Consider the following 24,222-nt stretch of genomic DNA (forward strand, 5'->3'; position numbering starts at 1 on the left):
ACTCCCGGGAGGTGAACCGTTGCTGAGCACGGCTGCTGGATCTGTCGCTCCGACCACCCCGATCGATCTGATGGCGGCCCATGGGGACTGCGAGGTGGTGATTCTTCCCACCGGCGCCAGGGTGTTCCACGCGGGGGCTCCGGCGGATTCGATCTATGGGTTGCGGCGCGGCATCGTGGAAGTGCTGGGGCCGTCGCAGGAGAAGCTCTGCTACCGCCCGGGGGAGATGTTCAGCTACCAGGACATCGTGTGGGGTGACGGCCTCCACCGCAGCGACGCCCTGGCCCGCACGCCGGTGGAGGTGCTGCGCCTGGATCGCCTGCGCTTTCTCAACCTGCTCCACAACCACCCCACCCTGGCGGTGCAGCTGATCGGTCAGCAGCATGAGCGGCTGCGGGAGCAGCGCACCAGCGGCACCTGCTGCTACTGAGAGCCCCCGAGCAACAGCAGCAGGCTGCGCACCACCTTGGCGGCCAGCACGCTGCTGACGCCACTGGGGTCGAGCTGCGGCGCCAGTTCCACCACATCGGCGGCCACGAGCTGGTGGTGGCGCAGCTCCTCCATCAGTGCGGCGAAATCGCGCCAGAGGAAGCCCCCCGGCTCCGGCGTGCCGGTGCCGGCCATCACGGCCGGATCGAACCAGTCGAGGTCCACGGTGAGGTAGAGCGGCTGGCCGCGCAGGGGCCGCAGCGCCTCGGCCATGCGCTCAATCGCCACCAGCCGGCCGCTGCGGCGCAGCTCGGAGAATTCCTCCCGGGTGCCGCTGCGGATGGCGATCTGCAGCAGCCGCTGGCTGGGCAGCACCTCCAGACAGCGGCGCATGGCGCAGGCGTGGCTGTGGTGGGCGCCCAGCCATTCGTGGCGCAGGTCGGCGTGGGCATCGAGCTGCACCAGCACCAGATCGGGGTGGCGGGCGGCCACGGCCGCCACGGCGCCGGAGCTGATCGAGTGCTCGCCGCCGAGCATCAGGGGTTTGAGCCCGAGGGCCAGCACCGTCTCGGTGGCCTGCCGCACCGCCGCCACCACCGGCTCGGGGGCGCCGAAGGGGATGGCCACCGCGCCCAGATCGGCGAAGGCCAGATCCTCCAGATCCAGGTCGAGCTGGGGGCAATAGGTTTCCAGGCCGCTGCTCACCTCCCGGATCGCCGCCGGCCCGAAGCGGGTGCCGGGCCGGAAGGAGGTGGTGCCGTCGTAGGGCACCCCGAACAGGCCCACGCGGCAGCCGGCCGGGTCGCGGCGGCTGGCCATGTAGATGGTGCCGTCGGTGTCGAAGGGGGAAGCGTGCTGCATGACGGCCAGTGTCAGTGCGCGAGGGCCCGCTCGATCGCCACCGGCACCGCCTCGAAGGCACCCCGCTGCCAGCGGGGGCTCCAGATCTCACAGCCACCGACGACGGCCGCGGCGCGGGCGGGATCCGGCTCCAGGTAACGGCGGCCGCCGGTGGCGGCGAAGGTCCAGCTCCACCAGCCGCTCGGATACATCGGCACCCAGCCGTACAGCGGGTCGGCGTGGCCGAACACCTCCCGCAGCAGCTTCACGGTGTCGAGGTGCACCTGGCGGAAGGCCTCCGGCGATTCGCTCTGGGTGGCGAACACACCGCCGGGCCGCAGGATGCGGCGGCAGTGCGCGAAGAAGGCGCGGTTGAACAGGCCCTCGGCCGGGCCGGCCGGATCGGAGCCGTCCACGATCACCACGTCGTAGCTGGCCTCCGCAGCCTGGGCCGCCCAGGCGATGCCATCGCCCACGGTGAGGTGGAAGCGGGGATCGCTCCAGCACCCCTCCCCGATCGCGGGCAGGTGCTGCTGGCTCCAGGCCACCACCTGGCCGTCGATCTCCACCAGGTCGAGGTGCCGCACGCCGCCGTGGCGCAGGCACTCGCGGGCGGTGCCCCCATCGCCGCCGCCGATCACCAGCACCCGCTCGATGCGCTCGGCCCCGCAGAGGGCCGGATGCACCAGGGGTTCGTGGTAGTGGCGCTCCTGCCGTTCGGCCGTCATCCAGCAGCCGTCGAGCAGCAGGCCTTTGCCGTAGCGCTCGCTCTCGATGATCGTGACGCGCTGGAACGGCGACTGGGTTTCGGCGATCACCCGACCGGCCAGGCCATAGCGGACGCCGTCGTGAATCTCGTCGATCCAGCCTTCAGTGGGCCGGCCTGAGGAGGGAGCCATGGTGGAGCGGGTGCCCGGGAGCGCTCTGCGTACGCTTGCACAGCCCTGGTTCACGCCCCGCCGCGCCCATGGCAGGCTCAGGCCATGGCCGGCGAGCTGTCCAGCGGGGATCTGCGCGTGTCGCCGGCCGTGGTGATCCCGGCGGCGGAGCTGCGCTGGCGCTTCTCCCGCTCCTCCGGCCCGGGCGGGCAGAACGTGAACACCACCGACTCGCGGGTGGAGCTGGTGTTCGATCTGGCGGCCTCCCAGGCGTTCCCTCCGGGCCTGCACGCCCGCGCCCTGCGGCGGCTGGAGCCCAGGCTGGTGGAGGGATCCGTGGTGGTGGCGGCCAGTGAACACCGCTCCCAGTGGCGCAACCGGGTGGCGGCCCAGCGCCGCCTGGTGGCCCTGCTGCAGGAGGCGCTGCAGCCGCCGCCTCCGCCGCGGCGCCCCACCCGCCCCGGCCGCGGGGCGGTGGAACGGCGGCTCACGGCCAAGAAACGGCGCAGTGCCACCAAGGCGCGGCGGGCCTCCCGCGACAGGGCCGGGGAGGACTAGGGCGAACCCTCGGCAGCGGCGCTGCCTGGCGAAGGGGTCGCTTCCGCCCGGATCGCGGCCTTGGCGGCCTGCCACAGGCCCTCCAGGTCCCGCAGGCTGCGGCCACCGAGATCGCCGCCGAGGGCCGCCTCCACGCGGGAGAAGCGATCGAGGAAGCGGCGGTTGGTGCCGGCCAGGCCCGCCTCCGGATCCAGGCCGCACCAGCGCGCCACGTTCACCAGGGTGAACAGCACGTCGCCCAGTTCCTCCTGGGCATGGACCCGATCGCCGCTGGCCACGGCCTCCTTGAGCTCATCGAGCTCCTCGTGCACCTTCCTCCACACGCCGCCGAGGTCGTCCCACTCGAAGCCGGCCGCGGCCGCCTTCCTGGAAATCGTCATGGCGCCCGCGAGGGCGGGCTGGCCGCGCACCTTGCCCGCCAGCCGGTCGCTGAGGGGGCTCATGGAGGCTGCCTCACTGGAGCTGGAGGCGGCGGCCTGGCGGCGCTCCTCGGCCTTGATCGCCTCCCAGCTGGCCTTCACCGCCGCGCTGTCGGCCAGCGGCGCGGTCTGGCCGGGCGGGGCGAACACGTGGGGATGGCGCCGCACCAGTTTGGCGCTGATGCCGCGGGCGATGGTCTCCAGATCGAAGCGGCCCTCCTCGGCTGCGATGCGGGCGTGCAGCACCACCTGCAGCAGCAGGTCGCCCAGCTCCTCGGCGAGGTGGCGGTCGTCGCCGTGGCGGATGGCATCGGCCACCTCGTGGGCCTCCTCCAGCACGTAGGGCACCAGGGAGGCGTGGGTCTGTTCCAGGTCCCAGGGGCAGCCGCCCTCGGGGTCGCGCAGCCGCTCCACCACGGCGATCAGCTCGGCCAGGGCGTCGAGGGTGGCAGCGGTGCGGGGGGTGCCTGGTGGATCAGCGGGCATCGGCCATGGGATGGGGGGTCGGCGACGCCGGACGGCCGGCGCCTCAGCCTCGCTGGCTCGGCCTCAGCGGCTCCGGTGCCGGCGCCCGGATCGGCGCGAGGCACGGCGGCGCAGCAGCCGCGGCAGTCGGGGCAGGGGATCGCCATCCTGGATCAGGTGCAGCCAGCTGCTGGCTTCCAGCCCCACCAGGGCCGTGATCACCAGGGCACGCCGCTCGCTCCAGAGCTGGGCCAGCCCGCCCAGCAGCGCCGCCGGAGCCGGCCCGCCCAACGGGGCCAGCAGCACCGTCAGCACCAGGGCCAGCAGGGCCAGGTAGCCTAGCCGCCCGGCTGTGCCCAGCAGCGGGCTGTGGGAGAGCAGCGAGCGGTGCGACAAGACCTTGCGGTAGGGCCACCAGAGCAGCCGCAGGGGCCCCCAGCGGCGGGCGGGGTTGGAGAGGGTGTCGAGGTCGGGGGAGAGCAGCAGGCCGCCGGCGAGGAAGCTGACGCCCGCGACGGCCACGCCGGCCGGCCCCAGGCCCGGCGCCCAGAACAGGGCGAAGGGCAGGGCCAGCAGCAGGGTGGCCCGGTCGTGGCGGCGGCCGCTGGCCATCAGGGCCGCCGCCGCCACTCCCCGCCGGCCGCCAGGGCCCGTGGGGCCGGCGGGGCGATCGGCCGCAGCCGCTCGCCGCTGCCGTCGCCGGGCCGCCAGCGGCGGTTGATCCAGTAGTACTGCTCGGCGTAGGCCTGGATCCAGGGCTCGTGCCAGCGGGCCAGCGCCGCGGCCTGGGCCGCCAGGGCTTCCGGTCCGTGGCCCGGCTGCAGGGGGGCGCCGCAGATCAGCCGGAAGCGGCCGTCGTCGCCGCGCACGTGGGCCACCGGAAACAGGGGCGCGCCCGTCTTCTGGGAGAGAGCCACCGGCCCGGTGGCGAAGCGGGTGCGCAGCCCGAGAAAATCGACCATGAGCGCGGTGCGGTGGCTGTAGAGGTCGGTCATCACCACCAGGCCGCAGCCGTCGCGCAGGCTCTGCAGGATGCCGCGGGCATCGAACTGGGAGATCCAGCGGCAGTGGCTGTTGGCGCTGCGGGCCGCATTCAGCAGGGCGTCGGCGTGGGGGTTGTGGGCCGGGCGGTAGATCACGGCCAGGTGGGGCAGCCGCTCGCTCAGCCAGCGCAGGCCCAGATCCCAGCAGCCCAGGTGCAGGGAGCCCACGATCACGGCCTCACCGCGCCGGTGCATGGCCATCAGGGCCGCCAGGCCCTCCCCTTCGGCCGTGATGCGTTGCGGATCCACCGGCTGGATGATCGATTCCAGGCAGGAGAGAAAGAAGCTCTGCAGCGACTCGCCGGCCAGCTGGCGCCGCTGGGCCGGGCTGAGCTGGTCGCCGTACACCCGCTCGAGGTTGGCGCCTGCCGTGCTGAGCCGCTGGGCCAGGGCCGGCGCCGCGAGGCGGCAGGCCAGGCGGATGCCGCGCCGCATGGTGGTGTGGGAGCGGCCCCGCAGCAGGGCCAGCAGCAGCCGCAGCGCCAGGGCCTCGCCGCGCCAGCGCAGGCGCAGAAGCCGGCTGGGGGGCGAGCGCCTGCGCCGCCGGCCAGGCCGCCCCGTGGGCACCCCGGCCAGGCGGGTCGGTTGCGGTAGCGTCGGGCCCACGCGCGATTAGCTCAGCGGTAGAGCGCCTGCCTTACAAGCAGGATGTCGCTGGTTCGAACCCGGCATCGCGCATCTCCAGAGAACACAGTCTACGACTGGGCTCTTTTGGGTTGCGACAAGGGTTTTGATGGGCTCTCACGGCGCCACAAGGGTGCCAGAAACGGCCTAATTTCCCCCTGAAATGCCAGGATTTCACGCGGATTTCACGCGGGCGTGCAGACGCATGGCATCACCCCCATGGCTCCGGAGCCTGAGCCAGGCCTTCAAGGCGCACCGGCTGGGACGGCCTGGTTGGTACGTGGAGCTGAACCGCGACCGTCTGCGGGTGGTCTCCGCCGAGCTGCCCCTCAGGCCTGGTGAGTCACCGGACCAGGCTCATAAGCGAAGGGCTTACAGCCTCTCCGCGCCACCCGGACCGGCTACCGCCGCCGCGGCCCTGAGCGAGGCCTGCGCGATGTTTGACAGCGTGATGGCGGGAAGCTGGCAATGGCCCGACCAGGCAGCCCCACCGCCTGCCGAAGACCCTCGCCATTTGCATCCTGAGCACCTTGAACGGCTGATCCCACAGCTCCGCACCCGCCTCGTAGGCGAGCGAATGACTGCCCGCACGTGGGAACGCACATGGGCGCCGTTCCTCTCCCGGCTGGTGGCAACTGCCGCTGAGCACCACTGCAGGGACGACATGGTCCTGCTTGAGGACTACCTGCGGCAATGGGATGCGAACACCCGCTCCCGACAGATGGCACACGATCGTGCACGGAGCCTCTGGAAGGAAGCAGGCTGGCCCTGGCACGATGAGGTGGCACAGCTGCGCGGCAACGGCAAGGCCGCGGCCGATCCCGAGGGGGTCAGGGCCTTCAGCGATCAGGAGATCCAGGCACTGCGTGAGCGGATTGAGAGGAGCGCCAAGCTGGGTGCTTCCGATCTTCTCGCCTGGGACGTCCTGGCGGTTTTTGGGCTCCGTCCCCAGGAACTGATTGGACTGGATGTGAAGAGCGGGCCGCGTGGCGTGCCCATTGCTGTGGTCACCCGCTCGAAGCAGTCCAGCAAAGGTGCGACACGGCCGCGGCAGGTACCGGCCGTTCCACCGGCCGACTGGCCACCGGATTGCTACCGCCTCTTGCAGCGCTGGCGCGCTCACGGGTTGCCTGAGTGGAGCCAGCGGGCAACCGGCCCCGGCGCCCACATGACACAGCAGCTGCGCCGCCTGCAGATGCCCAGCGACCTCACCAGCTACGGATTGAGGCACGCTTTCGCGCTGCGCCTGGGGCTCGACCTGGGGCTCCACGTCCGCGAGAGCGCCGAGTTGATGGGCCACTCGCCGCAGGTACATCTGGCCACTTATGGGCGGCGACTGGATGGACCGATTTTGCAGCGGAAGGTGCAGCAGCTGGTGGCTGGCCGTAGCGGGTAGTAGGCGAAGGCCCTATGGCCCCAAAAAGGAAATAGCCACTTCCTTTTCGTATGCCAGAAAAGGAAATCAAGACCTCCTTTTCTTCCTCATCGCCAGGACAATTAAGGCTGCTATAACTCCTCAAGGGGCCGGGAAGGCCCTGCTGATCTTCACTTGCTTCCAGTGATCAACATGGCTTTTATGACCACCACCGCAGAGGTGGCTGCAGCGCTTCGGCTGTCGAAAAATACTCTGATCCGTCTGCGCGCGTCGGATGTGCTGAGGCCCGCAATTCACTTCATCAATATCGGCCGGGGCGAACAGCGTGCCTGCCTGAGGTGGGATCTCGACAAGGTGGAAGAAACCCTCGCACGTCGCTCGAAATCACTTCCCCGCCCTAGCAAGAAGTAGTCAACAGCGTCGGGATCCGAATCCCTAATAAATGGCCTAATGAGATCGCCTTCATGGTGGTGATTCCTGCCTAGAGCTTGTCGAAATACCTCCGGAACTGATCGGACTCGTTAGAGACTGTACGGGACTGGATCTCCACTGAAAGGGAAGGAAGGCCAGGACACCTCCCTTCCAGCTGTCAACTTCAAGGCACTTAGCCATGTTACTTCCCCAATCTGGTAGAAGGCTGGCTCGGCAACAGCTTTACACTTCCTCGCGTAAGTCGCCCTGCCCGATCTGCGGCAGGATAAAAGACTCAGATTGCCGTTGGTCCTATGACTGGATCAGCTGCCATTCCGGTGCAGCGGCGAATCATCTACAACCTGGCCAGACCTTGATGGTGGATGGGCTGCAATGGTATCTGGCGGCGGTTGAAGCAGGGCACAGCGGGTGCAGCCACGTCTATCGCCCGCATACTCCACGGCAGCGGCCACAGTTCACTCGGAACAAACTCCAGGCCGTCACGGAAGAAGATCTGATCGTTCGGCTGTGCAGATATTTCTACCGTGAACTGCGTCCACGGGAGCATGCTTCACTGCGCTTGCCTGCCTGGGAGCTGTGCCAACCCGATGTGACGTGACCCCCTTTATCGGTCCAGGGCTTATGAGAGTGGGTGGTCATGGTCATGCTGCAGCTCCTTGTTGAGCTGCCTCCATGGGCGTACGCCCTTGGAGGGCCGAATGCGGCCTGAGCGTGTTGTACTCCCATCGCCAGCGATCGGCCAGGATCTGAGCCTCCGGGGCTGTGGTGAACAACTCGGTGTTGAGGAATTCATCGCGGAAGCGGCCGTTGAAGGATTCTGCGAATCCGTTCTCCCATGGGGATCCCGGCGCGATGTAGGCCGTGCTGGTGGCGCTGCTGGCCTCGCACCAGTCCCGTAGGGCCTGCGCAATGAACTCCGGGCCGTTGTCCGATCGGATGAACGCTGGCGCCGGGTAGAGGCTGGTGAGTTCCTCCAGCACAGTCACCACGTCTTTGGCCTTGCACCGCCTGCCCACCCGGATCGCCAGGCAGAGGCGGCTGTGCTCGTCGATCACGTTCAGGAACTTGAGTCTGCGGCCATCGGCGGTGGCATCGAACTGGAAATCCATGGCCCACACCTGGTGGGGATGCTGGGCCCGGTGACGCCTCACCGAGCCGTCGGCGGGCCGTGCCCGCTTCCGCTTCCTGGGAGTGGGCCGCTGCAGCCCCTCCTCCCGCCAGAGCCGTTGCACCCGCTTGTGGTTCACGGTCCAGCCCTCCCGACGCAGCAGGCGGTAGGCCATGCGGCGGCCCCAGCGGATGTGCTCAGCTGCAATCTCCCTCAGGCGGTGCCGAAGCTTGGTCTCCTCCAGGTCGACGACCTTCCCGCAATGGCGCTGGGTGCTGCGGTGCTGCCCCACAACACGGCAGGCCTGGCGCTCTGATGCCCGGTAACGCTCCTGCAGGACCGTGACGGCCCTGCGACGGCGTTCCGGGCTCAGAAGTTTCCCTCCGCAAGGTCCTTGAGCATCGCCTTCTCCAACTCGGCTTCTGCCAACAACTTCTTGAGCCGGGCGTTCTCCTTCTCCAGCTGCGTCAGCCGGCGGGCCTCCTCGGCCTGCATGCCGCCGTACTGCTGCCGCCAGCGGTGATACGTCGGCTGCGTCACCTCGATGACGCGGCAGACATCGGCGACGGTCTTGCCCTGGGCAATCAGCTGGTCGGCGGTCTTGAGCTTGCGGATGATCTGCTCCGCTGTGTGCCTGGTGCGTTTCATGGTGAAGTCCCCGGCCCAGTCTGGCCGGCTGAGGACTCTCATTCACCCTGGACCAATTCCCGGGGTCCACGTCAGATGAAATGGAGATGGTCGCGGCCACATACAGAAGTGCTCAGGATCTGATCCGCCATCTCCAGCGGGCTCGATGCATAGAGCCGTCTTTGGCAAGGCTGCTACCAACGGTGCGGCACTGGGTTCGCGCGCTTAGCTACCAGCAGGCCGATCTACGCCGCTTCCAGCGCGATGAGCTCGGCATGCAGGAGGGATGGCGATGAATCGCCCTACGGCTGCAGCACTACCTGCCCTGCCCAGCATTAGAGAGATCATCGATGATGCGACCCTCAAGCAGGCTAAACCTTCGTACCGGGCGCTGCTCAACGATGCTCTAATAGCAATCCGCCGCGAGGATCTGGATACCGAGATGGAGCTTCGGGCTGAGATCATCGGTCGATTCCGCCGCAACGATGGCCAGATCAATGCCGAGTTGCTGCAACTGCTGACTGCTCAAGAGAGCGGCGCCGATCGACCTACCTATGGCGCTGTGGAGATTGCCGACGCGGAGCCGATGCGCTGGCTGCTGGACGGCTTCATCCCAGCCAATGATCAAGTCCTGCTCTACGGGGAAGCAGGAGCAGGGAAGACGACTGCAGCCATTGCGTTGGCGTTTGCCGTGATCGACGGGACTGGCCTGCTCGATCGCTCAACACCAGCATCCCCTGGCAAGGTTCTGTTCATCAGCAGCGACTCCGGCCAAGCGCCTCTGATGGAGGTGCTGGAGCGCTCCGACTATGGCAGCCACCCAGCACTGAGGGATAGCCGCTTCACGGTCTGGGGCCATAGCAAGGTGCAAAGCCGCAAGCCGTGGGATGCGTCCATTGCAGGCTGCCTCGCACTGCTCAAGGCGGTGCAGGATCAAGGCATTGAACTAGTGCTGATCGACAGCTGTAAGGTGGTCACGACTAAAGCCGATCTGGAATACACAAGTAACTCCCAGGTCACGGCGCTGCTGACCTTCTTTCAGGAGGTGATCTGTCAGTATTGCAGTGTCATCTGGCTGAACCACGACGGCACTGGCAAAGGGATGCATGCCGGGGCGAAGGCATGGCGTGAGGTGCCGTCTTCCGTGCAGTCCATCGAGAAGGTGGAGCAGCACGACGGTGAATGCAGCGGAAATCAATTACGGCAGTGGTCGGTGCGGAAGTGCCGTATGGGAGCCGAGCGACGGTTTCAGTACGAACTGGGCCAGGACACCGGCAGGGTTCAGCTTACCGCTGATGGTGGTACTCCAGTGGTCGGGGATTGCAGCACGCTGATCTGGAGGCTGCTCAGGAATGCCCTAGAGGGAGGTGCCAGCAGCCTGACCAGGCAGGAGCTGATCGAAGCCTGTTTCCGCAGCGGCTACAGCGCCAAGACGGCAGACAACACGCTGGGCAACCTTTGCCGCAGCAGGCTGGTCGTGAGACCTACCAGGGGTCGCTACTGTCTGGCGCCAAAAGTCATTCAGGGGATTTCCCTTAAGGGGGTGTCTCTCTAAAAGGAGGAAAATAGCAGAGAACTCAGTCAGAGATTGGGATCTGATGATTTCCCGAGCAGTTCCCGCTGGCAATCGGAATCTCCCGAGCAGTCCCCTTGGGAAATTGCCGGGAAATTGCCAAACGCCTGTCAGGGCAACAGATCTGCCGGGACTACTTCCCGTGAGGAAGACATACCCTTAGGAAAATCGCTGATTGCTTCGGTAAGGGTGCCCAGACGGCAGCGGCGCTGACGTCTTTGATGACGGGGACGATCCGCACTGGGGCCCACGGCCTGCTTAACGGGGCCGCGTGAAGGGGTATGCCACCAGGCCATTCAGCGTTGCCAGGCCACCCCTCAGACGCAGCTGTATAACGGATTAAGAAGCACTCGCTAAGTCATTGGCTTCAATTAATAGGTTAAATGGCAGACGCAATTCCAGCTATGGGAGAGGCGGCCGCAGCCGCAGGTGCAGCAGGAGGAACTGGGGTACTTGTTATCGCAGTAGTGGTCGTTGGGGTGGGGATTGGTCTTTGGCTCATCTTTAAGCACTACTGTCGTCTGACTGTGACGCCTAGCACTCCAGTAGTGGTCGCACAGTACGCCACTGCCACTGTGATCGTGACGCTGGAGCGCAAGAGTTGGGTGGGGGGGTCATGGACGGCGGTTGTGCCAGCCAATTACAGCGCGACGTCTACGGGCAAGGCCCAAGCAGCACTGGCGGGCAGCCCCACGAACGCGACGACCAGCAGTGCGACGCTCACGCTAACCGGGGGTTACAAGGGTCAGGACAGCATCAAGATCACCGCTAGCGGGTCTGACTGCAGCTTAGGGGGTACATTGCCAGTCACCATCACTTAATATAGAGCCTAAGTTCGGGAGACTCAGGAAAAGCCAACTCGACTGCGGGGCAATGACCTTGTGATCGCAAGTCATGGCGGGGTCATAAGGTGGCAAGCGGCTCGGGTTTGGTGACTTTGAGCAATCCACTGCCAACAAGCGGACTACTCGTGATCGTTTTCACTCTGAGATGGACGCGGTAGTGCCTTGGAAAGTGCTCATCGCTCTGATCGAGCCCTACTACTCCAAGACCAGCAGCAAAGGCGGCTGCCCGTCCTATCCGCTGGCCACCATTCTGCGCACTTACCTGATGCAGCAGTGATGCTCCTATAGATCGTCAACCCCCACGCGCCTGCCATCGGCCCCTCAGGCGGGAGCCTGGGTTTCTGATTGACGTGGGCCCTGAAAGTCGCTCCAAGGCCCACGTCAGCCCCCACTAGTCGCGCTCGGTGATGGTGACGGTGCTGGCCGATCGCTGAAGCTATGGAGGATTAACCCGGATGGTGGTCCGTCGATAGGTAGGCCCCAGGGCGGGGGATCCTTCAACCTGCCTCGGCAGAATTGATTGACCCTTGGCTTGATGGGGTGGCCCTGCTGCAGAGCCCGATCCAGCACCGCACGCGCCTGCCCCGTGCCCAGCGTGATGCCCACATCCTGCGGCTGCGGGCCGCCGGTCACACCCACAGCACCATCGCCGATGCAGTGGGCTGCGGTGTGGCGACCGTGCAGCGGGTGCTGCAGCGCCACCTTCAAGAGCTCCAGCAGGAGATCCGCCATCAGGCCGCGGCCATCCGTGCCCAGCACCTGCTGGAGTTGCGCTGGCTGAGGGAACAGCTCACCGCCGCGGTGAGCCGGGGGGAAGTTGCGGCGATCGGCCGCTGGATTCAGATCCAGGAGCGCGAGTCCAGGCTGCTGGGCCTCGATGTTCCCCCCAACCTCGATGCCGCCGCCAGTGCCTGGGGAGCCAGGACGGTGCTGCAGCAGCTGGCTGAGCAGCTGCCGGCTGAGGTGATGGATCAGATCGTTACCGCCCTCACTCATGAGCCATAGCTTCCACCGCATGCTGGCCGCCCTGAAACAGGAGGCCCAGCAGATCCACCGCCAGAAGCATCCGATTCATGAGCCGCCCCTGGTGGTAGCCCAGAGGAAGCTGGTGCGCTGGGTCCAGAGCCGCCCGGATCAGATGCCGCCCATCCCCTGGCTGGCAGTGGACTGCAGCCAGCAGCACCCCGCCGGGCGGCCGGTGCTGCGCGATGGTGAGATCTGGTTTCTACGCATGAAGCTGGACCACTCGGCCGGATTCTCGTGGATCACCCCGGACCACAACATCAGCCAGTTGACGAAAAGACAGCCGTTGGACTTCTTTCCTGTGGAGGACAGCGACCAGGAGCTGGAGCAGGTCTGCGGGGCCGTGGCACTGCTGCAAGAGGCGGCAAAGGCTGTGACACCGTCACTTCTGACGGTGCTGCAGCGCACGGGAATGCAGGCCGCGGCCGATCTGGTGCTTGAGCACTATGAGGACTATGCGCTCTGGGACCCGATGCTGGTGCCCTACTCGTTCCCCAGCCCCAGAACGCTGCTGCAGCTCGCCTTTGAAGACCCGATCTACACCTGGGAGCGTGGGGTGCTGGAGGAGCTATGCGACGGAGGCGGCGAGCACTGGGAGCCGTGGCCCCACCCCATGCCAGTGCCGCGCTGATCGGGGCAGCAACCACCGCCCCTCCTCCATCCCACTCACCACTCACCTGGTGAGCTCAATCCGCCGGATGGCTGTCCGGCCTCTCCAGATAGCCCTCCACCCACTGCCGGGCCGTCTGTCCTGCCGGCACCAGCGCCTGCAGCTCCGTGCTCTCCAGGATCGTGGTCACCGCCTCACCCAGCATCGCCACCGAGCGGCTCTGGGGCAGCAGCTGCGCCAGCTGCTGGTGCAGGCTGTGGAAGTACCAGGCCGTGCCTGCCAGCCCGGCGCGGAAGCGGTTCCAGGCCTCGGGATCGGCTGCGGCATCGAGCACGCAGTCGCGGGCGTTGTGGGCCTTGTCGGCTGCTGTGACCAGCAGGGCCGCGGCCGGCTTGTGGGGCAGCTGCTCGATGTAGCGCGTCTTGCGATCGATCCAGGGCTCCTTGCGCTCGTCATGCAGCGCCGGCCCTGCCGTATCGGTGCAGGCCTGCACGCTGGCCCCCACCTCGGCGCCGAACAGGCGGGCGATTGACTCCTCGCTCTGGCCGGCGTCCTCGATGGCGTCATGCAGCAGGGCGGCGATGGCCTGGTCTTCTGTGCCGGCGTCTTCCCAGACCAGGGCACTGACGGCGATCAGGTGGGCGATGTAGGGCACTGTCTTGCCCTTGCGGCACTGGTGGCGGTGCAGGTGGGCCGCCAGGGTGAGGGCCTGGGTGTAGCGCTCGCTGTGGAACGGCGCTTGAGGCTGGGCTGTCATGGGTTCCTCGGGTGGTGGTTGGTGGAACACGGTGCGGGGCTCAAGGCTGGCCATGGGGCTCCTCCTGCGGCGGCTGAATCGCGCCGCCCTCAAAGGCCTCGGCCGCGAAATAGAGCCGGGCCCGCGTCTCGGGGATCTCTCCCCACCAGTCGCCGCCGATCAGGCGTTCGATGAGGTCAGGGAACGGTTCCCAGCAGCCGCGCTGCTGGTTCCAGCGGGCCTCGCTGCCGGGGCCATCGCCGAGGCGGGCCAGGATGTAAGGACGGCCGTGGTGGCCATCGAGATCATCCCGCCAGGGATCCTCCTTGGCGAAATAACGGAACAGGGGCTTCATCGGTGCCTCCGGGAGTGAGGGACACCCCCCGGACCAGCGCCTGGAGGTTCATGCTCCCACGGCTGTCATGGGCTGCAGAGCAGGGAAAGACCGCTGGGGGACGTGACCATGGCGAGAGAGATCTGCGATGGATCCGCTCTAGAATGGATGGAATAGGGGCCAATGTCTGACTATCCAACACCTGGCTATCCGGCACTTGCCTATTCAGCATTTGCCTATCCAGGGCTTCCCTATCCACCATCGAACGATCCAACATCTGAGTCATGCGTTGGCCGGAACGTAGGGATCCCGCAGGCCGCTGCCGCCAAGGCCCAGGTCCGGCCCGCAGCAGGCCGCGGCAACGCCAGACGATGGCCGGAGCCATCACGGGCCTGGCGCTGGCGCTGATCGCCGGCGTGGCCATCTCGGATGCGTTGGCGGAGGGCTGGAAGGACTGCGCCTTCAACGACCAGCCGATCGGCTGCCGCGACAGCCACGGCAGTGATGGCAGCGTGCGGATCGTCTGGGAGGACGGCCAGGCGATGACCTACCGCTTGGTGGAGGAAGGCTTTCCGATCTCCACTCTGCGCGACTCGCTTGGCGGGTTGTGGCAGCGGCGGGTGCTGATCCAGGGCAACGCCGTGTTCACCAACCCGGCCAACGGCAACAGGATCTTCGTGCCGCTGCGCTGAGAGTGCGAGCCGTGGACCGGGTGACCACCGCCAGGGAGCAGACAGAACCCACCACCTGCCGTTAGTACAGACGTACGAATGCGTGACTGGCCCATGGGTCCTCCCCGCCGCCGCTCCCCTGGCGAGGCCGCCGCTACGGCCCCTGCCGCCATCGAGGCGTGGCCCTATCTCGGGCCTCCTGAGAAAGTGAGCCGCGGGCAATGCGCACCACAATGAGCCTGCCCGGGCGACCTCTGAGTGATCCTCAGGCCCCGCTGAGCTGACAACTCAGCTCTCTGCTGCTGGAGCTCAGAGCCCGTGCGGCGGAGACCAAGAGTTGCCAGCAGAGCACAAAATAGAGACAAAGAAGCTCCAGGAGCTTCTGGAGGTTCATGACCAGGACATTCATCGCGATGGATGAACCCTGTGTTGCCGGCAGTTTCTCTCGGATCAATCCCAATCCATAGCGACGCTTGCCTTGACCGATCTTGCCTTCAACAGCATTGCGCCGCCTTTGATCATCAACGAACTGCCGCCTCTCGGCTGCCACCAACTCCGGATCATTCTTCGGGCGACCAAGACGAGGCCCACTCAGCCGAATGCCGTGACGCTGGCAGAATGCCCGATTTGATCTTGTGCGGTAGATCTGATCAGCGCAGATCACCTCCGGATAGCAGCCGTATCGACGACGATAGGCTTGGGCCTGAACTTTCAGATCTTCCCCTTCGTTGTAGGGGTCAAAGCTCAGCCGATCCAGGAAAGCAAATCCTTCATCGGTGACAGAAAGTGAGATCTTGGCGCCGAACTCAACATTGCACCTCGCCTTGCCGCGAACAATTGGCCTGATGTGCGCTTGACAGAGGCTGACGATGCGAGCGGGAATACTTCTGGTGTCTGAGCGATAGAGAATGTTCTGCTGGCGGACCAGCTCACTGACAACCAACAGCTTCTGATAGGCATGCCGCCCAGCCGCCAGAAGGCTTGCGCCACAGGCTGTCAGGGCGTCAATGTTGGCAAGGTTGCGCTTGAGATGCCCAAGCTGTTGCTTGATCGCTTTGCGGATCTTGAGAAACCGAGGGCGTTTTTTCTTGGCCACGGCGAGGAACTGCTGCCTGGCCTGCTTCCGATGCGTTCGTGGTTTGTGACCAAAGGACTCTCTGACCTGCGAATACATGGCATCGATCAGAGTCTCGGTGAGCTCTCGGCCTTCATTGAGCAGCGAGAGATCCGTTGGATGCCGAATATCTGCCGGAACGCATGTCGCATCAATCAGCAGTGACCCCTGATTTGGCCGTGGCGTTTTGGATTCAATCTTCTGATCAGCTGCGCTCCCGGCTCCGCCTCCATCGCTGCTGTCGTGCTCATCAACTGCAGACGAACGGATCACGTTCAGACCGTGACGCACGATTCGTTCATTGCAGTCATTCACGACCGAATCTGGCAGCCGCTTCCGGAAGTACACCATCATTGATGGGTCAAACGGAGCCGAGTACTGAAATGCCTCCAGGCCGATGAAGAACTGGAGATAGGGGTTCTCTTTGATTTGCTCAACCAGTTCTTCATCAGTCAGCCCCATGCGGGCCTTGATGATCAGGGCGCCCAGTGCCATGCGAAATGGCTTTGCCGGGGCGCCAAAGCCCTTGCAGAACTGAGCTGCATAGTCACCTTCCAGCTCATCCCATGGGATCAGCTCAGCCAGCTTGATCCAGCGATTGTCACCAGAGAGCTTTCCTCCAAACGGCAGGAAGAAGTCCTCGAACGAGAGCTGATCACGATGCTCACGTCGGTACATGTGGAAAACTCTGGGCGGCTTTTGGGCGCAAACGAGCCCAATCTCGTACATTTTAGCCGAGAAAACTGCTCACATCCATTGCGCTGCAGTGGATGTGGCTTTTCTCAGGAGGCCCTATCTCGATCCGTCCGTTCTGATGCGCAGCCGCGGCCGCCAGGTCTGCATCAGCTGCCACTGGTTCAGGCACCACTCCGGGGTGAGCTGCATCCCCCTGCTCACCTGCCAGCTGCACCAGGGCCTGATCCCCCATGGCGAGCACCTCACCCACCGCTGCCAGGGCTGGACTGAGGATCTGGTTCGTCAGAAGGGCTGGGCACCGGAGGTGGGATGAGCCCCCGCCGGCCGGTTGTGGGCGTGATGGGCGCTGGCGAGGGGGCGTCGGAGGCCTGTATCCAGATGGCCGAGGAGCTGGGCGCGGCCGTCACAAAGCGGGGCTGAGCCCTGCTCTGCGGCGGGCGCCCGGAGGGCGTGATGGCCGCGGCCTGCCGCGGTGCCAGCCGCGTGGAGGGGCACCTGGTGATCGGCGTGCTTCCTGGTGCCGGACTGGGGAGCGAACGGCAGCACACCGCCGAGCTGGACGTGGCCCTGTTCACCGGCATGGGCCAGGCGCGCAACCTGATCAACGTGCTCAGCGCCGATGTGGTGGTGATTTGCGGCGCCGGTGGTGCCGGCACGGCATCGGAGGCGGCCCACGCGATCAAGGCTGGCCGGCTGCTGGTGCTGCTGGGAGTGCCGCCGCTGTGGCGTGACTTCTTCTGCTCACTGTCCGGAAAGGTGCAGACCGCCGAGGATGCGGAAGCCTGCTGCCGATACATCCAGGAGTGCGTCGATCAACCATGAGGCATCCAGCGGAATACCGTTTAGATGGTCTGCCAGGGGACGTCAGCGGATGTTCCATACTCGACATGACGAACCCTAAAAGGTTCACTTCCGTGCTGCCTGGAGGTGAGGAGCGTGTGGGTACTAGCTGAAAGAGCAGCACGGAACTCTCGCGTTTGGTTGTTCTCATGATCAACGCAGCTGTGGGCAATACTCTTATTGAACTAGCGATTCTGACCGTCCCCCTGGCCCAAGCACGACGGAGTTACCTTCATGGGCTACCCACCCAGAACGAAAGCCTTCTTCAGAAGCAATGCGCCGGGCTTCAAGGTAAAAGCCAGAGCCTTCAGGAGTGATAGCTGCAATGACATGCCTCAAGGAGGGATCGTTTTGGCGAAGCCACCTGCGCAACTTTCCTGCAGTCATGACCTGCCCCGCAACAGGCTGCAATAGCGTCTGCATGCCAAGATCAGTGATCGCGAAGTATTGACCTGTGGTAGCCATATCATCCCCGGAGAATGCTCGGATACCCTCGGCATTGATGAAAAGGTATATAGGGCGCGTGTCCACCTCTTGGGCTTGTGGCAGGGAAAGCCGTGCAGGCGCCACTTTAGGCTTGGTTTGGGTTGCTGGCGGTGGCGTCGAGGGCTTCTCTTGCTTTCTCCGAGAAGTGTTCTCGTCCTGTGCGGCCAAGGCCAACACAACTGCAGTGATCATGAGTACTCCAAGAACATTCATGAACACGTCGATCAAGCTATCAAAACTGAGGCTCAAAGTGGCATGCCTCCGGCCTCTGCGGGTCACTGCCATGGCACTTGTGCATCTTCTGGTACTGGCTCGTATCCCAGATTGAATCCGCTTGACCTGAAAGCTTCGACTAGCTCGTCAAGGTTCGGGAAGCAAGAACCTGCTACCGCCAGGAAAATATTTGGTGATTGTAGGTCTTGTGCGATCCGAACTGCATTGTGGACTTCAAGATTCCAGGTTTCAACGCTTTGGGCTGTTCTTGGGTCAAACCGTTCAAGGCGGCGATTCTTGCAAAGCAGGAATGCCGTATCAGTCGTGATGTTGGTTCCATCTTCTCTGGTAATTTCCACAAGTGCAGAATCGGCTTTTGTATTTGGGGAAGTCTCTGGTCCAAGAATTTCACTGCTGTCCTTCTTGGTGGTGTCCGTGGAACGACTGACGCCGATCGAAATGGCAAGGACGGAAATGACTAGTAAAACAATCACAATGACAACACTCAGGATGTCAAGAAATCCAAATAGGTCAACGCTGATCTTGGGTCTAAGTCGCTTTCTTCTCATACTGGCCAAGTCGAGGTAGTAGGGTGTCGGTGATGCTGCTCTCTAGTCCTGCGGCAAGACGAAATTCGGACTTTTCTGCAAGGCTCATCAGTACCATGCATGCAATTGCGCAGACAATGCCCAGCAATGTCGTGTCGAATGCAGTCGAGAGTCCGCCTGTTACCTGAGTAAGCCCAGCCTTAACTTTTGCAATATCTGTTACGTTTGTTAGCAGTCCGGAAAAGCCGCCTATAGATACCGAGATTCCAAGCACGGTGCCCAGAAATCCAAGCATTGGAAGGACCCAGATCATTGTGCGCGTGACCAAAAATCCTTCTTCAATCTCGGCCTGCGTTAGTGCTACATCATCCTCATGAAGCTCTCTGGCAATGGCACGTGAGCCAGAGTCTCGAAAGCAAACAAGCACTCGCCCGAGGCGATTCCCAATTAATGTCTTCGGAGTGGAAATTACACGAAGAATCACTTGGATTGCTTCGTCGTCAGGCCGGACGTTTACCATTCCATGCGGGATCCAGTCTCGCCCAAGAAGCTTGCGTTCACGGGTGCTGATTGAAAGACGCATTAAGCAGAAGTTTGCAACCGAGATGGCGATTGCTAGTGTGATGGGCTGTGTTATCCCACGACCGAGGAAGAATGCGCCTAGTGGGGTACTGCGCAAGGGGAAGAGCCCGAGGCAGACTGCAAGTGAGAGGCTAATCCCGATCAGGATTGATGCGAAACTCATCGATGGCAGCCAGCGTCTCGCTGGAAGCTGAAGCAGATCATGGTTTGAAGCTGCGATGGAGGGGTTAGTTGCCATGGATTTCAGTCATAGATTGTTGGGTCGCCGACATAGAAGGTGTATGGGTGCTGACGGCTGCTATTCAGTTGGTCCGCAAAGGCCGCGGCCATCTCGCGATCGCGAAAGCTAGCTACCTGCACATTCCCATCTCTATTTCTAAACGCATCTTGCCGACAAAATCGGCGTACCGCATCAAGAGAATCTGTTGGTCCAACCACTGGCCACCAGACTTCCCGAGACTGAGCTGGGCTTTCCCTGCTGAAAAGCTCGCATACGGGCCAAGGCTGGGCCGTTTGGGCCGGAGGCGCCTCCGGTAATTTTGGCCTTGGAAGTGGCGCTGGGTTGCTTGGAGCCAGGCGCTCCACCTGTTCTTTTTCGGCTTCTGTCTTCTTTTGTTTTTCCAGCTCACGCTTCAAGTTTTCCAGTTCATTCTTCTGGCTGGCACTGGCTTTTTTCTGACTTGCCAGCTCGCGCCTGTATTGCTCAATCTGAACAGTGACCGCAAACCCGCCAGCCATGATCAATATTGCAATGCCAGCGACTAAGATTAGTCTCGATGCTGGATGGTGTTGAGTCTTGCTGAGCACACTGGACGTGTTGCCCGCACGCTGTAGTCTTCGATCTGCTCTGGTAAGGGCAATGGCTCGGTCTAACTTTTCAATTGATGCAATAACCTCATCTTTCGGTTGATCTAGGGAGGCTGTGAAGTCCGTAATGGCTTTGATGCGCTGCGAAGAACGAGAAGAAAGGACTTCGAGGAGGCCATGCCCAATCCATTCATCGAATTCCCTTATGGCATTGCGCTCGCTTTCCGTTCTCGCAGCTCTGTCAAGCAGTACTCTGAAGTCCTGGACAGGCATTCCGCGGAGTGTGGCCCAGCCATAGTTTTGCTTGAGTCCTTTGAGCAGCGCAGCTAGGTCATTGATTGAGGATTGCTTGAGGTCCATTACTTCAATGCGCTTGATTCCCTCAGAGTGTGTGTTGGTTGCTACATAGAGGCTGATAGCCACTGACCCTCGTCGAGGGTCGAGGCTTTGTCTGTGGCTATAGCTGCTCTTGTTGCCAGTGAATGATGACCGAGACGCTAGCCTACATTGTGGCAGCTTGGGACAGTGTGGTTAGCCTGCTAGCTTGATCTCCCATCCTATTGCTCCAGTGATGACAGAGGTGCGTGCGCTGCATAGTTCCTGTCTATACAGTATTCACTTATACTAACTCCACCCAATAATGCCAAAGTTCTCACTTCCGTTGAGCTTCGGCCTTTAGTTTTTATCCGTTTGTCTGACGGGCCTCGACGGCATGGCCATGATTCGGTGCAGTGAGGACCATGTGGCCACACCAATGCCCACACGCCTGGAGGACCTCAAACCCGACGCCCAGGTGCTCGGTCTCCTGGGCAAGGAAGCCGTCCGCATCGTCAGCGCTCAGATGATGGGCGATGCGGCCTGCCAGGTGGTCTTCCGCCGGCAGGACGGTGGCATTGGCGACACCATTGTGTTCCGCTCCAGCGAAGCCGAGTTGGAGCTGGTGGCCGGCGGCCGCAAGTGGAGCTTCGAGGGGGATGGAGATCTGTTTCGGCTGGTGGCGGAGGCCGAGCGGATCCGGCTGGCCTGGCTGTTCGATCCCTACGTGGCAGTGAGCAGCAGCACGATCGACCCGCTGCCGCACCAGATCAGCGCGGTGTACGAGCACATGCTGCCCCGCCAGCCGATGCGCTTCCTGCTGGCCGATGACCCCGGTGCCGGCAAGACGATCATGGCCGGCCTGCTGATCAAGGAGCTGCTAATCCGGGGCGAGCTGGAGCGCTGCCTGATCGTGGCGCCGGGCTCGCTCACCGAGCAGTGGCAGGACGAGCTGAAGGAGAAGTTCGAGCTGAGCTTCGAGCTGCTGACGCGGGATCTGATCAACGCCACCGGCCTGGGCAACCCATTTGAGCAGCGGCCGCTGCTGATCGCCCGCATGGACATGCTCTCCCGCGACGAGGAGCTGCAGAGCCGGCTGGAGCAGGCGCCGGAGTGGGATCTGGTGGTGTGCGACGAGTCGCACCGCATGAGTGCCCACTACTTCGGCAGCGAAGTGAAGCGCACCAAGCGCTACCAGATGGGCAAGCGGGTGGGGAACCATGCCCGCAACCTGCTGTTGATGACGGCCACGCCCCACAACGGCAACGAGGAGGACTTCCAGCTGTTCATGGCGCTCCTCGATGAGGACCGCTTCGCGGGCTCGGCCAACGACGCCATCCACCGAGCCGATCCCACCGATCTGATGCGCCGGCTGGTGAAGGAAGACCTCTACACCTTCTCCGGCACCAAGCTCTTCCCCGAACGCCGGAGCTACACCGCCGAGTACGAACTCTCCGATCCGGAGAAGGTGCTCTACGAGAAGGTCACCGAGTACGTGCGCGAGGAGATGAACCGCGCCGACCGCAACGCCGAGCAGGAAGGCGGCGGCAAGCGGCGTGTGAACGTGGGTTTTGCGCTGATGACCCTGCAGCGGCGGCTGGCCAGCTCCCCCTTCGCCATCCATCGCTCGATCGAGCGCCGGCGCGAGCGGCTGGAGAAGCGCCTCAAGGAGGAGCGGCTACTGCTGCAGGGTCAGGCCGCCGAAGCCCGCCTGAAGCTGGACAACCAGTTCCAGCCTTCCTCCAGCCTCGATGAGGAGGTGCTCGATGAGCTGTACGAGGAGGACACCGCCGAGGAGGTGGAGGCCACCGAGAACGCCTTCGCCGACAACGCCACCTCCGCTCAGACCCTGGCCGAGCTGGAGCTGGAGATCCAGACCCTCAAGCAGCTGGAGCAGCTCAGCCGCACGGTGATGGCCAAGGGCACTGATGCCAAGTGGCAGCAGCTCGATCGGATCCTGGACGACCCGTTGATGAAGCAGCCCAACGGCAGCCGCCGCAAGCTGGTGCTGTTCACCGAGTTCAAGGACACCCTCACCGATCTGGCGGCCAAGATCCGCAACCGCCTGGGTCGGCCCGAGGCGGTGGTGGAGATCCATGGCGGTGTGCCCCGGGATCAGCGGCGCAAGATCGTCCACGCCTTCATGAACGATCCGGAGGTGGTGGTGCTCGTGGCCAACGACGCCGCCGGGGAGGGCGTGAACCTGCAGCGGGCGCACCTGATGGTGAACTACGACCTGCCCTGGAACCCCAACCGGCTGGAACAGCGCTTCGGGCGGATCCACCGGATCGGCCAGAAGGACGTCTGCCATCTCTGGAACCTGCTGGCCAAGGACACCCGCGAGGGTGACGTGTACATCAAGCTCCTGCACAAGCTGGAGGCCGCCCGCGAGGCCCTGGGCGACAAGGTGTTCGACGTGCTGGGCCAGCTGTTCCACGGCCGCTCGTTGCGGGATCTGCTGATGGATGCGGTCCGCTACAACGAAGACCCCCAGGTGAAGCAGCAGCTGGAGCTGCAGATCGAGGGGGTGGTGGACCGCAAGCACCTGGAAGACCTGCTGGCTCAGCGGGCGCTGGTGCACCAGGGCATGGACACCGCCCGGGTGGAGCTATTGCGCCAGCAGATGGAGCGCGCCATGGCCCGCCGCATCCACCCCCATTACGTGCATGACTTCTTCCTGGAAGCTTTCCGCCGGCTGGGGGGCAAGGTGAACCCCCGAGAGAAGGGGCGCTACGAGATCACCTACGTGCCGCCGCTACTGATCGATCGCAACCAGGAGATCGGCGTGGGGGTGCCGGTGCAGCCGCGCTACGAGCGCATCTGCTTCGAGAAGGAACATGTGGCCGAGAGCCCCCGGGCGGAGCTGGTGAGCCCGGGCCACCCCTTGCTGGAGGCCTGCATCTCCCTCACCCTCGAACGCCATGGCCATGTGCTCAGCCAGGGCGCTGTGCTCGTGGATGAGGGGGATGCCGGGACCGAGCCCCGCATCCTGTTCGCCCTGGAGCACGGGCTTCAGGACGGCCGCAAGAACCGCCATGGCCAGCAGCAGCTGATCTCCAACCGCCTGCAGTTCCTGGAGATCGATCGCAGCGGCACGGTGAGCGAGGCCGGCTCGGCCCCCTATCTCGACTACCGGCCGCTGAGCCAGGAGGAACGACAGCGGATCGGCGGCATGCTCCAGGAGGACTGGCTGGCGCAGGACTGGGACAAGGTGGTGCTCACCCATGCCATGCCCTCCCTGGTGCCCGCCCACCTGGAGGAGGTGAAGACCGAGCGGCTGACCCGCATCGCCAAGGCCCGCGAGGAGATCAAGGCGCGGATGCAGAAGGAGATCAACCACTGGAGCTACCGCTACCAGGACCTCAAGCTCAAGGAGGCGGCCGGCAAGGACGTACGCCTGCCGGCCCAGGTGGCCAAGGAGCGGGCGGAGCTGCTGGTGGTGCGTCTGGAGAAGCGGATGGCCCAGCTCGATCTGGAGGCTCAGATCAGCCCCAGGTCTCCCATCCTCAAGGCCGGCACTCTGGTGATCCCGGCCGGCTTGCTGCGGCAGGCCGCCGGACAAGCAGACCCGAGCGGGGTGGATGCGGAAGCCCGCAGGCGGGTGGAGCTGCTGGCGATGCGGGCGGTCTTCGAGGCCGAGAAGGCCCTAGGACGTATGCCCAGGGATGTGAGCGAGCAGCGGGGCCTGGGCTACGACATCGAATCCATCGATGCGGCCGGCAACCTGTTCTTCATCGAGGTGAAGGGGCGCGTGGCCGGGGCCGACTCGGTGACGCTCACGATCAACGAGGTGAACACCGGCCGCAACTCGCCTGAGCGGTTCCGCCTGGCCCTGGTGACCGTGGAGGGCAAGCAGCCGTCAGCACCGGTGTATGTGAGCGGCATCGACTGGGGCGTGCCCGGTTTCGGCGACACCCAGATCACCAAGAGCCTGGCGCCGCTGCTGGCGGTGGGGAGGGCACCCCATTGACGGCCGGTGCCATTGTGAAGCCAGAGTCTGACGCGAGGCGGCAAAAACCATGAAAGTGACC

General features: G+C 64.1%; 24 protein-coding genes and 1 tRNA gene. 12 read left to right on the forward strand and 13 right to left on the reverse strand.

Annotated features, from left to right (window positions below; translation table 11 throughout):
- Positions 1–19 precede the first annotated feature (19 nt).
- Positions 20–430 carry a cyclic nucleotide-binding domain-containing protein gene (locus CBM981_RS11630; protein ID WP_087068541.1) on the forward strand — a complete coding sequence of 137 codons (411 nt, stop codon included), beginning with the start codon at positions 20–22 and terminating at the stop codon, positions 428–430.
- Here CBM981_RS11630 and speB read toward each other — a convergent pair.
- Both speB and speE read right to left on the reverse strand, forming a co-directional pair.
- Entirely contained in the window at positions 424–1,290 is an 867-nt protein-coding gene (gene speB / locus CBM981_RS11635) for an agmatinase (RefSeq protein WP_087068542.1), read from the reverse strand. The genes CBM981_RS11630 and speB overlap by 7 nt on opposite strands.
- 11 nt (positions 1,291–1,301) lie before the next feature.
- Positions 1,302–2,168 carry a polyamine aminopropyltransferase gene (gene speE / locus CBM981_RS11640; RefSeq protein ID WP_087068543.1) on the reverse strand — a complete coding sequence of 289 codons (867 nt, stop codon included), beginning with the start codon at positions 2,166–2,168 and terminating at the stop codon, positions 1,302–1,304.
- Between the two features lie 84 nt (positions 2,169–2,252).
- Here speE and arfB point away from each other — a divergent pair, with 84 nt between their 5' ends.
- On the forward strand, positions 2,253–2,705 hold the full coding sequence (arfB, locus tag CBM981_RS11645) for an alternative ribosome rescue aminoacyl-tRNA hydrolase ArfB (protein ID WP_087068544.1): 453 nt from the start codon (positions 2,253–2,255) through the stop codon (positions 2,703–2,705).
- Here arfB and mazG read toward each other — a convergent pair.
- The 3 genes from mazG to CBM981_RS11660 all read right to left on the reverse strand — a co-directional run bounded on the left by mazG (position 2,702) and on the right by CBM981_RS11660 (position 5,199).
- Positions 2,702–3,610, reverse strand: coding sequence for a nucleoside triphosphate pyrophosphohydrolase (gene mazG / locus CBM981_RS11650; RefSeq protein ID WP_087068545.1), 909 nt, complete (start codon positions 3,608–3,610; stop codon positions 2,702–2,704). The two genes, arfB and mazG, sit on opposite strands and share 4 nt — an antisense overlap.
- Positions 3,611–3,673: 63 nt before the next feature.
- Positions 3,674–4,201 (reverse strand): metal-binding protein, encoded by a 528-nt coding sequence (locus tag CBM981_RS11655; protein WP_087069388.1) that lies wholly within the window; start codon positions 4,199–4,201, stop codon positions 3,674–3,676.
- A complete protein-coding gene (locus tag CBM981_RS11660; protein WP_087068546.1) occupies positions 4,201–5,199 on the reverse strand; it encodes a lysophospholipid acyltransferase family protein in 999 nt (332 codons plus the stop codon). The genes CBM981_RS11655 and CBM981_RS11660 overlap by 1 nt, the downstream gene beginning before the upstream one ends.
- 39 nt (positions 5,200–5,238) lie before the next feature.
- Between CBM981_RS11660 and CBM981_RS11665 the strand changes: the two genes are divergently transcribed.
- From CBM981_RS11665 to CBM981_RS15375, 3 genes are all read left to right on the forward strand, one after another.
- Positions 5,239–5,310 (forward strand) — tRNA-Val (locus CBM981_RS11665).
- A gap of 382 nt (positions 5,311–5,692) precedes the next feature.
- Positions 5,693–6,652, forward strand: coding sequence for a hypothetical protein (locus tag CBM981_RS11670; protein WP_157665427.1), 960 nt, complete (start codon positions 5,693–5,695; stop codon positions 6,650–6,652).
- A gap of 180 nt (positions 6,653–6,832) precedes the next feature.
- Positions 6,833–7,042, forward strand: coding sequence for a helix-turn-helix domain-containing protein (locus CBM981_RS15375; RefSeq protein ID WP_157665428.1), 210 nt, complete (start codon positions 6,833–6,835; stop codon positions 7,040–7,042).
- A 662-nt stretch (positions 7,043–7,704) separates the two neighbouring features.
- On the opposite strand, the gene CBM981_RS11675 is transcribed toward CBM981_RS15375, so the two are convergent.
- A protein-coding gene (locus CBM981_RS11675) for an IS3 family transposase (protein WP_369801615.1) occupies positions 7,705–8,819 on the reverse strand; the annotation gives its coding sequence in 2 pieces (ribosomal slippage) (positions 7,705–8,558 and positions 8,558–8,819; 1,116 coding nt in all).
- A gap of 265 nt (positions 8,820–9,084) precedes the next feature.
- On the opposite strand from CBM981_RS11675, the gene CBM981_RS11680 reads away from it, so the two are divergent.
- The 3 genes from CBM981_RS11680 to CBM981_RS11690 all read left to right on the forward strand — a co-directional run bounded on the left by CBM981_RS11680 (position 9,085) and on the right by CBM981_RS11690 (position 12,870).
- On the forward strand, positions 9,085–10,353 hold the full coding sequence (locus tag CBM981_RS11680; protein WP_087068549.1) for an AAA family ATPase: 1,269 nt from the start codon (positions 9,085–9,087) through the stop codon (positions 10,351–10,353).
- A gap of 1,403 nt (positions 10,354–11,756) precedes the next feature.
- Positions 11,757–12,221, forward strand: coding sequence for a helix-turn-helix domain-containing protein (locus CBM981_RS11685; protein WP_157665429.1), 465 nt, complete (start codon positions 11,757–11,759; stop codon positions 12,219–12,221).
- A 133-nt stretch (positions 12,222–12,354) separates the two neighbouring features.
- Entirely contained in the window at positions 12,355–12,870 is a 516-nt protein-coding gene (locus CBM981_RS11690; protein WP_157665430.1) for a hypothetical protein, read from the forward strand.
- A gap of 55 nt (positions 12,871–12,925) precedes the next feature.
- On the opposite strand, the gene CBM981_RS11695 is transcribed toward CBM981_RS11690, so the two are convergent.
- Positions 12,926–13,660 carry an HD domain-containing protein gene (locus CBM981_RS11695; protein ID WP_369801616.1) on the reverse strand — a complete coding sequence of 245 codons (735 nt, stop codon included), beginning with the start codon at positions 13,658–13,660 and terminating at the stop codon, positions 12,926–12,928.
- Positions 13,647–13,940, reverse strand: a complete 294-nt coding sequence (locus tag CBM981_RS11700; RefSeq protein ID WP_087068552.1) for a hypothetical protein — start codon at positions 13,938–13,940, stop codon at positions 13,647–13,649. The genes CBM981_RS11695 and CBM981_RS11700 overlap by 14 nt, the downstream gene beginning before the upstream one ends.
- Before the next feature lie 350 nt (positions 13,941–14,290).
- Here CBM981_RS11700 and CBM981_RS11705 point away from each other — a divergent pair, with 350 nt between their 5' ends.
- Entirely contained in the window at positions 14,291–14,611 is a 321-nt protein-coding gene (locus CBM981_RS11705) for a hypothetical protein (protein WP_087068553.1), read from the forward strand.
- Between the two features lie 244 nt (positions 14,612–14,855).
- Here the strand turns inward: CBM981_RS11705 and CBM981_RS11710 are convergent, their stop codons facing one another.
- Positions 14,856–16,382 carry an IS5 family transposase gene (locus CBM981_RS11710; RefSeq protein ID WP_225867339.1) on the reverse strand — a complete coding sequence of 509 codons (1,527 nt, stop codon included), beginning with the start codon at positions 16,380–16,382 and terminating at the stop codon, positions 14,856–14,858.
- A gap of 94 nt (positions 16,383–16,476) precedes the next feature.
- Here CBM981_RS11710 and CBM981_RS11715 point away from each other — a divergent pair, with 94 nt between their 5' ends.
- On the forward strand, positions 16,477–16,713 hold the full coding sequence (locus CBM981_RS11715) for a galactose oxidase (RefSeq protein ID WP_225867375.1): 237 nt from the start codon (positions 16,477–16,479) through the stop codon (positions 16,711–16,713).
- A 110-nt stretch (positions 16,714–16,823) separates the two neighbouring features.
- A complete protein-coding gene (locus CBM981_RS11720; RefSeq protein WP_225867656.1) occupies positions 16,824–17,222 on the forward strand; it encodes a hypothetical protein in 399 nt (132 codons plus the stop codon).
- Between the two features lie 195 nt (positions 17,223–17,417).
- Here the strand turns inward: CBM981_RS11720 and CBM981_RS15385 are convergent, their stop codons facing one another.
- The 4 genes from CBM981_RS15385 to CBM981_RS15395 form a co-directional block, all read right to left on the reverse strand.
- Entirely contained in the window at positions 17,418–17,954 is a 537-nt protein-coding gene (locus CBM981_RS15385; protein ID WP_157665431.1) for a hypothetical protein, read from the reverse strand.
- Positions 17,955–18,001: 47 nt separating this feature from the next.
- Complete coding sequence (locus CBM981_RS15390; RefSeq protein WP_157665432.1) at positions 18,002–18,433, reverse strand: hypothetical protein; 432 nt, start codon at positions 18,431–18,433, stop codon at positions 18,002–18,004.
- A 55-nt stretch (positions 18,434–18,488) separates the two neighbouring features.
- Entirely contained in the window at positions 18,489–19,232 is a 744-nt protein-coding gene (locus tag CBM981_RS11725; RefSeq protein WP_157665433.1) for a MotA/TolQ/ExbB proton channel family protein, read from the reverse strand.
- An 80-nt stretch (positions 19,233–19,312) separates the two neighbouring features.
- A complete protein-coding gene (locus CBM981_RS15395) occupies positions 19,313–20,299 on the reverse strand; it encodes a hypothetical protein (protein ID WP_157665434.1) in 987 nt (328 codons plus the stop codon).
- Positions 20,300–20,630: 331 nt separating this feature from the next.
- On the opposite strand from CBM981_RS15395, the gene CBM981_RS11730 reads away from it, so the two are divergent.
- Positions 20,631–24,161, forward strand: a complete 3,531-nt coding sequence (locus tag CBM981_RS11730; protein WP_172820882.1) for a helicase-related protein — start codon at positions 20,631–20,633, stop codon at positions 24,159–24,161.
- Positions 24,162–24,222: the final 61 nt, after the last annotated feature.

Source organism: Cyanobium sp. NIES-981 (assembly GCF_900088535.1).
Classification (GTDB): domain Bacteria; phylum Cyanobacteriota; class Cyanobacteriia; order PCC-6307; family Cyanobiaceae; genus NIES-981.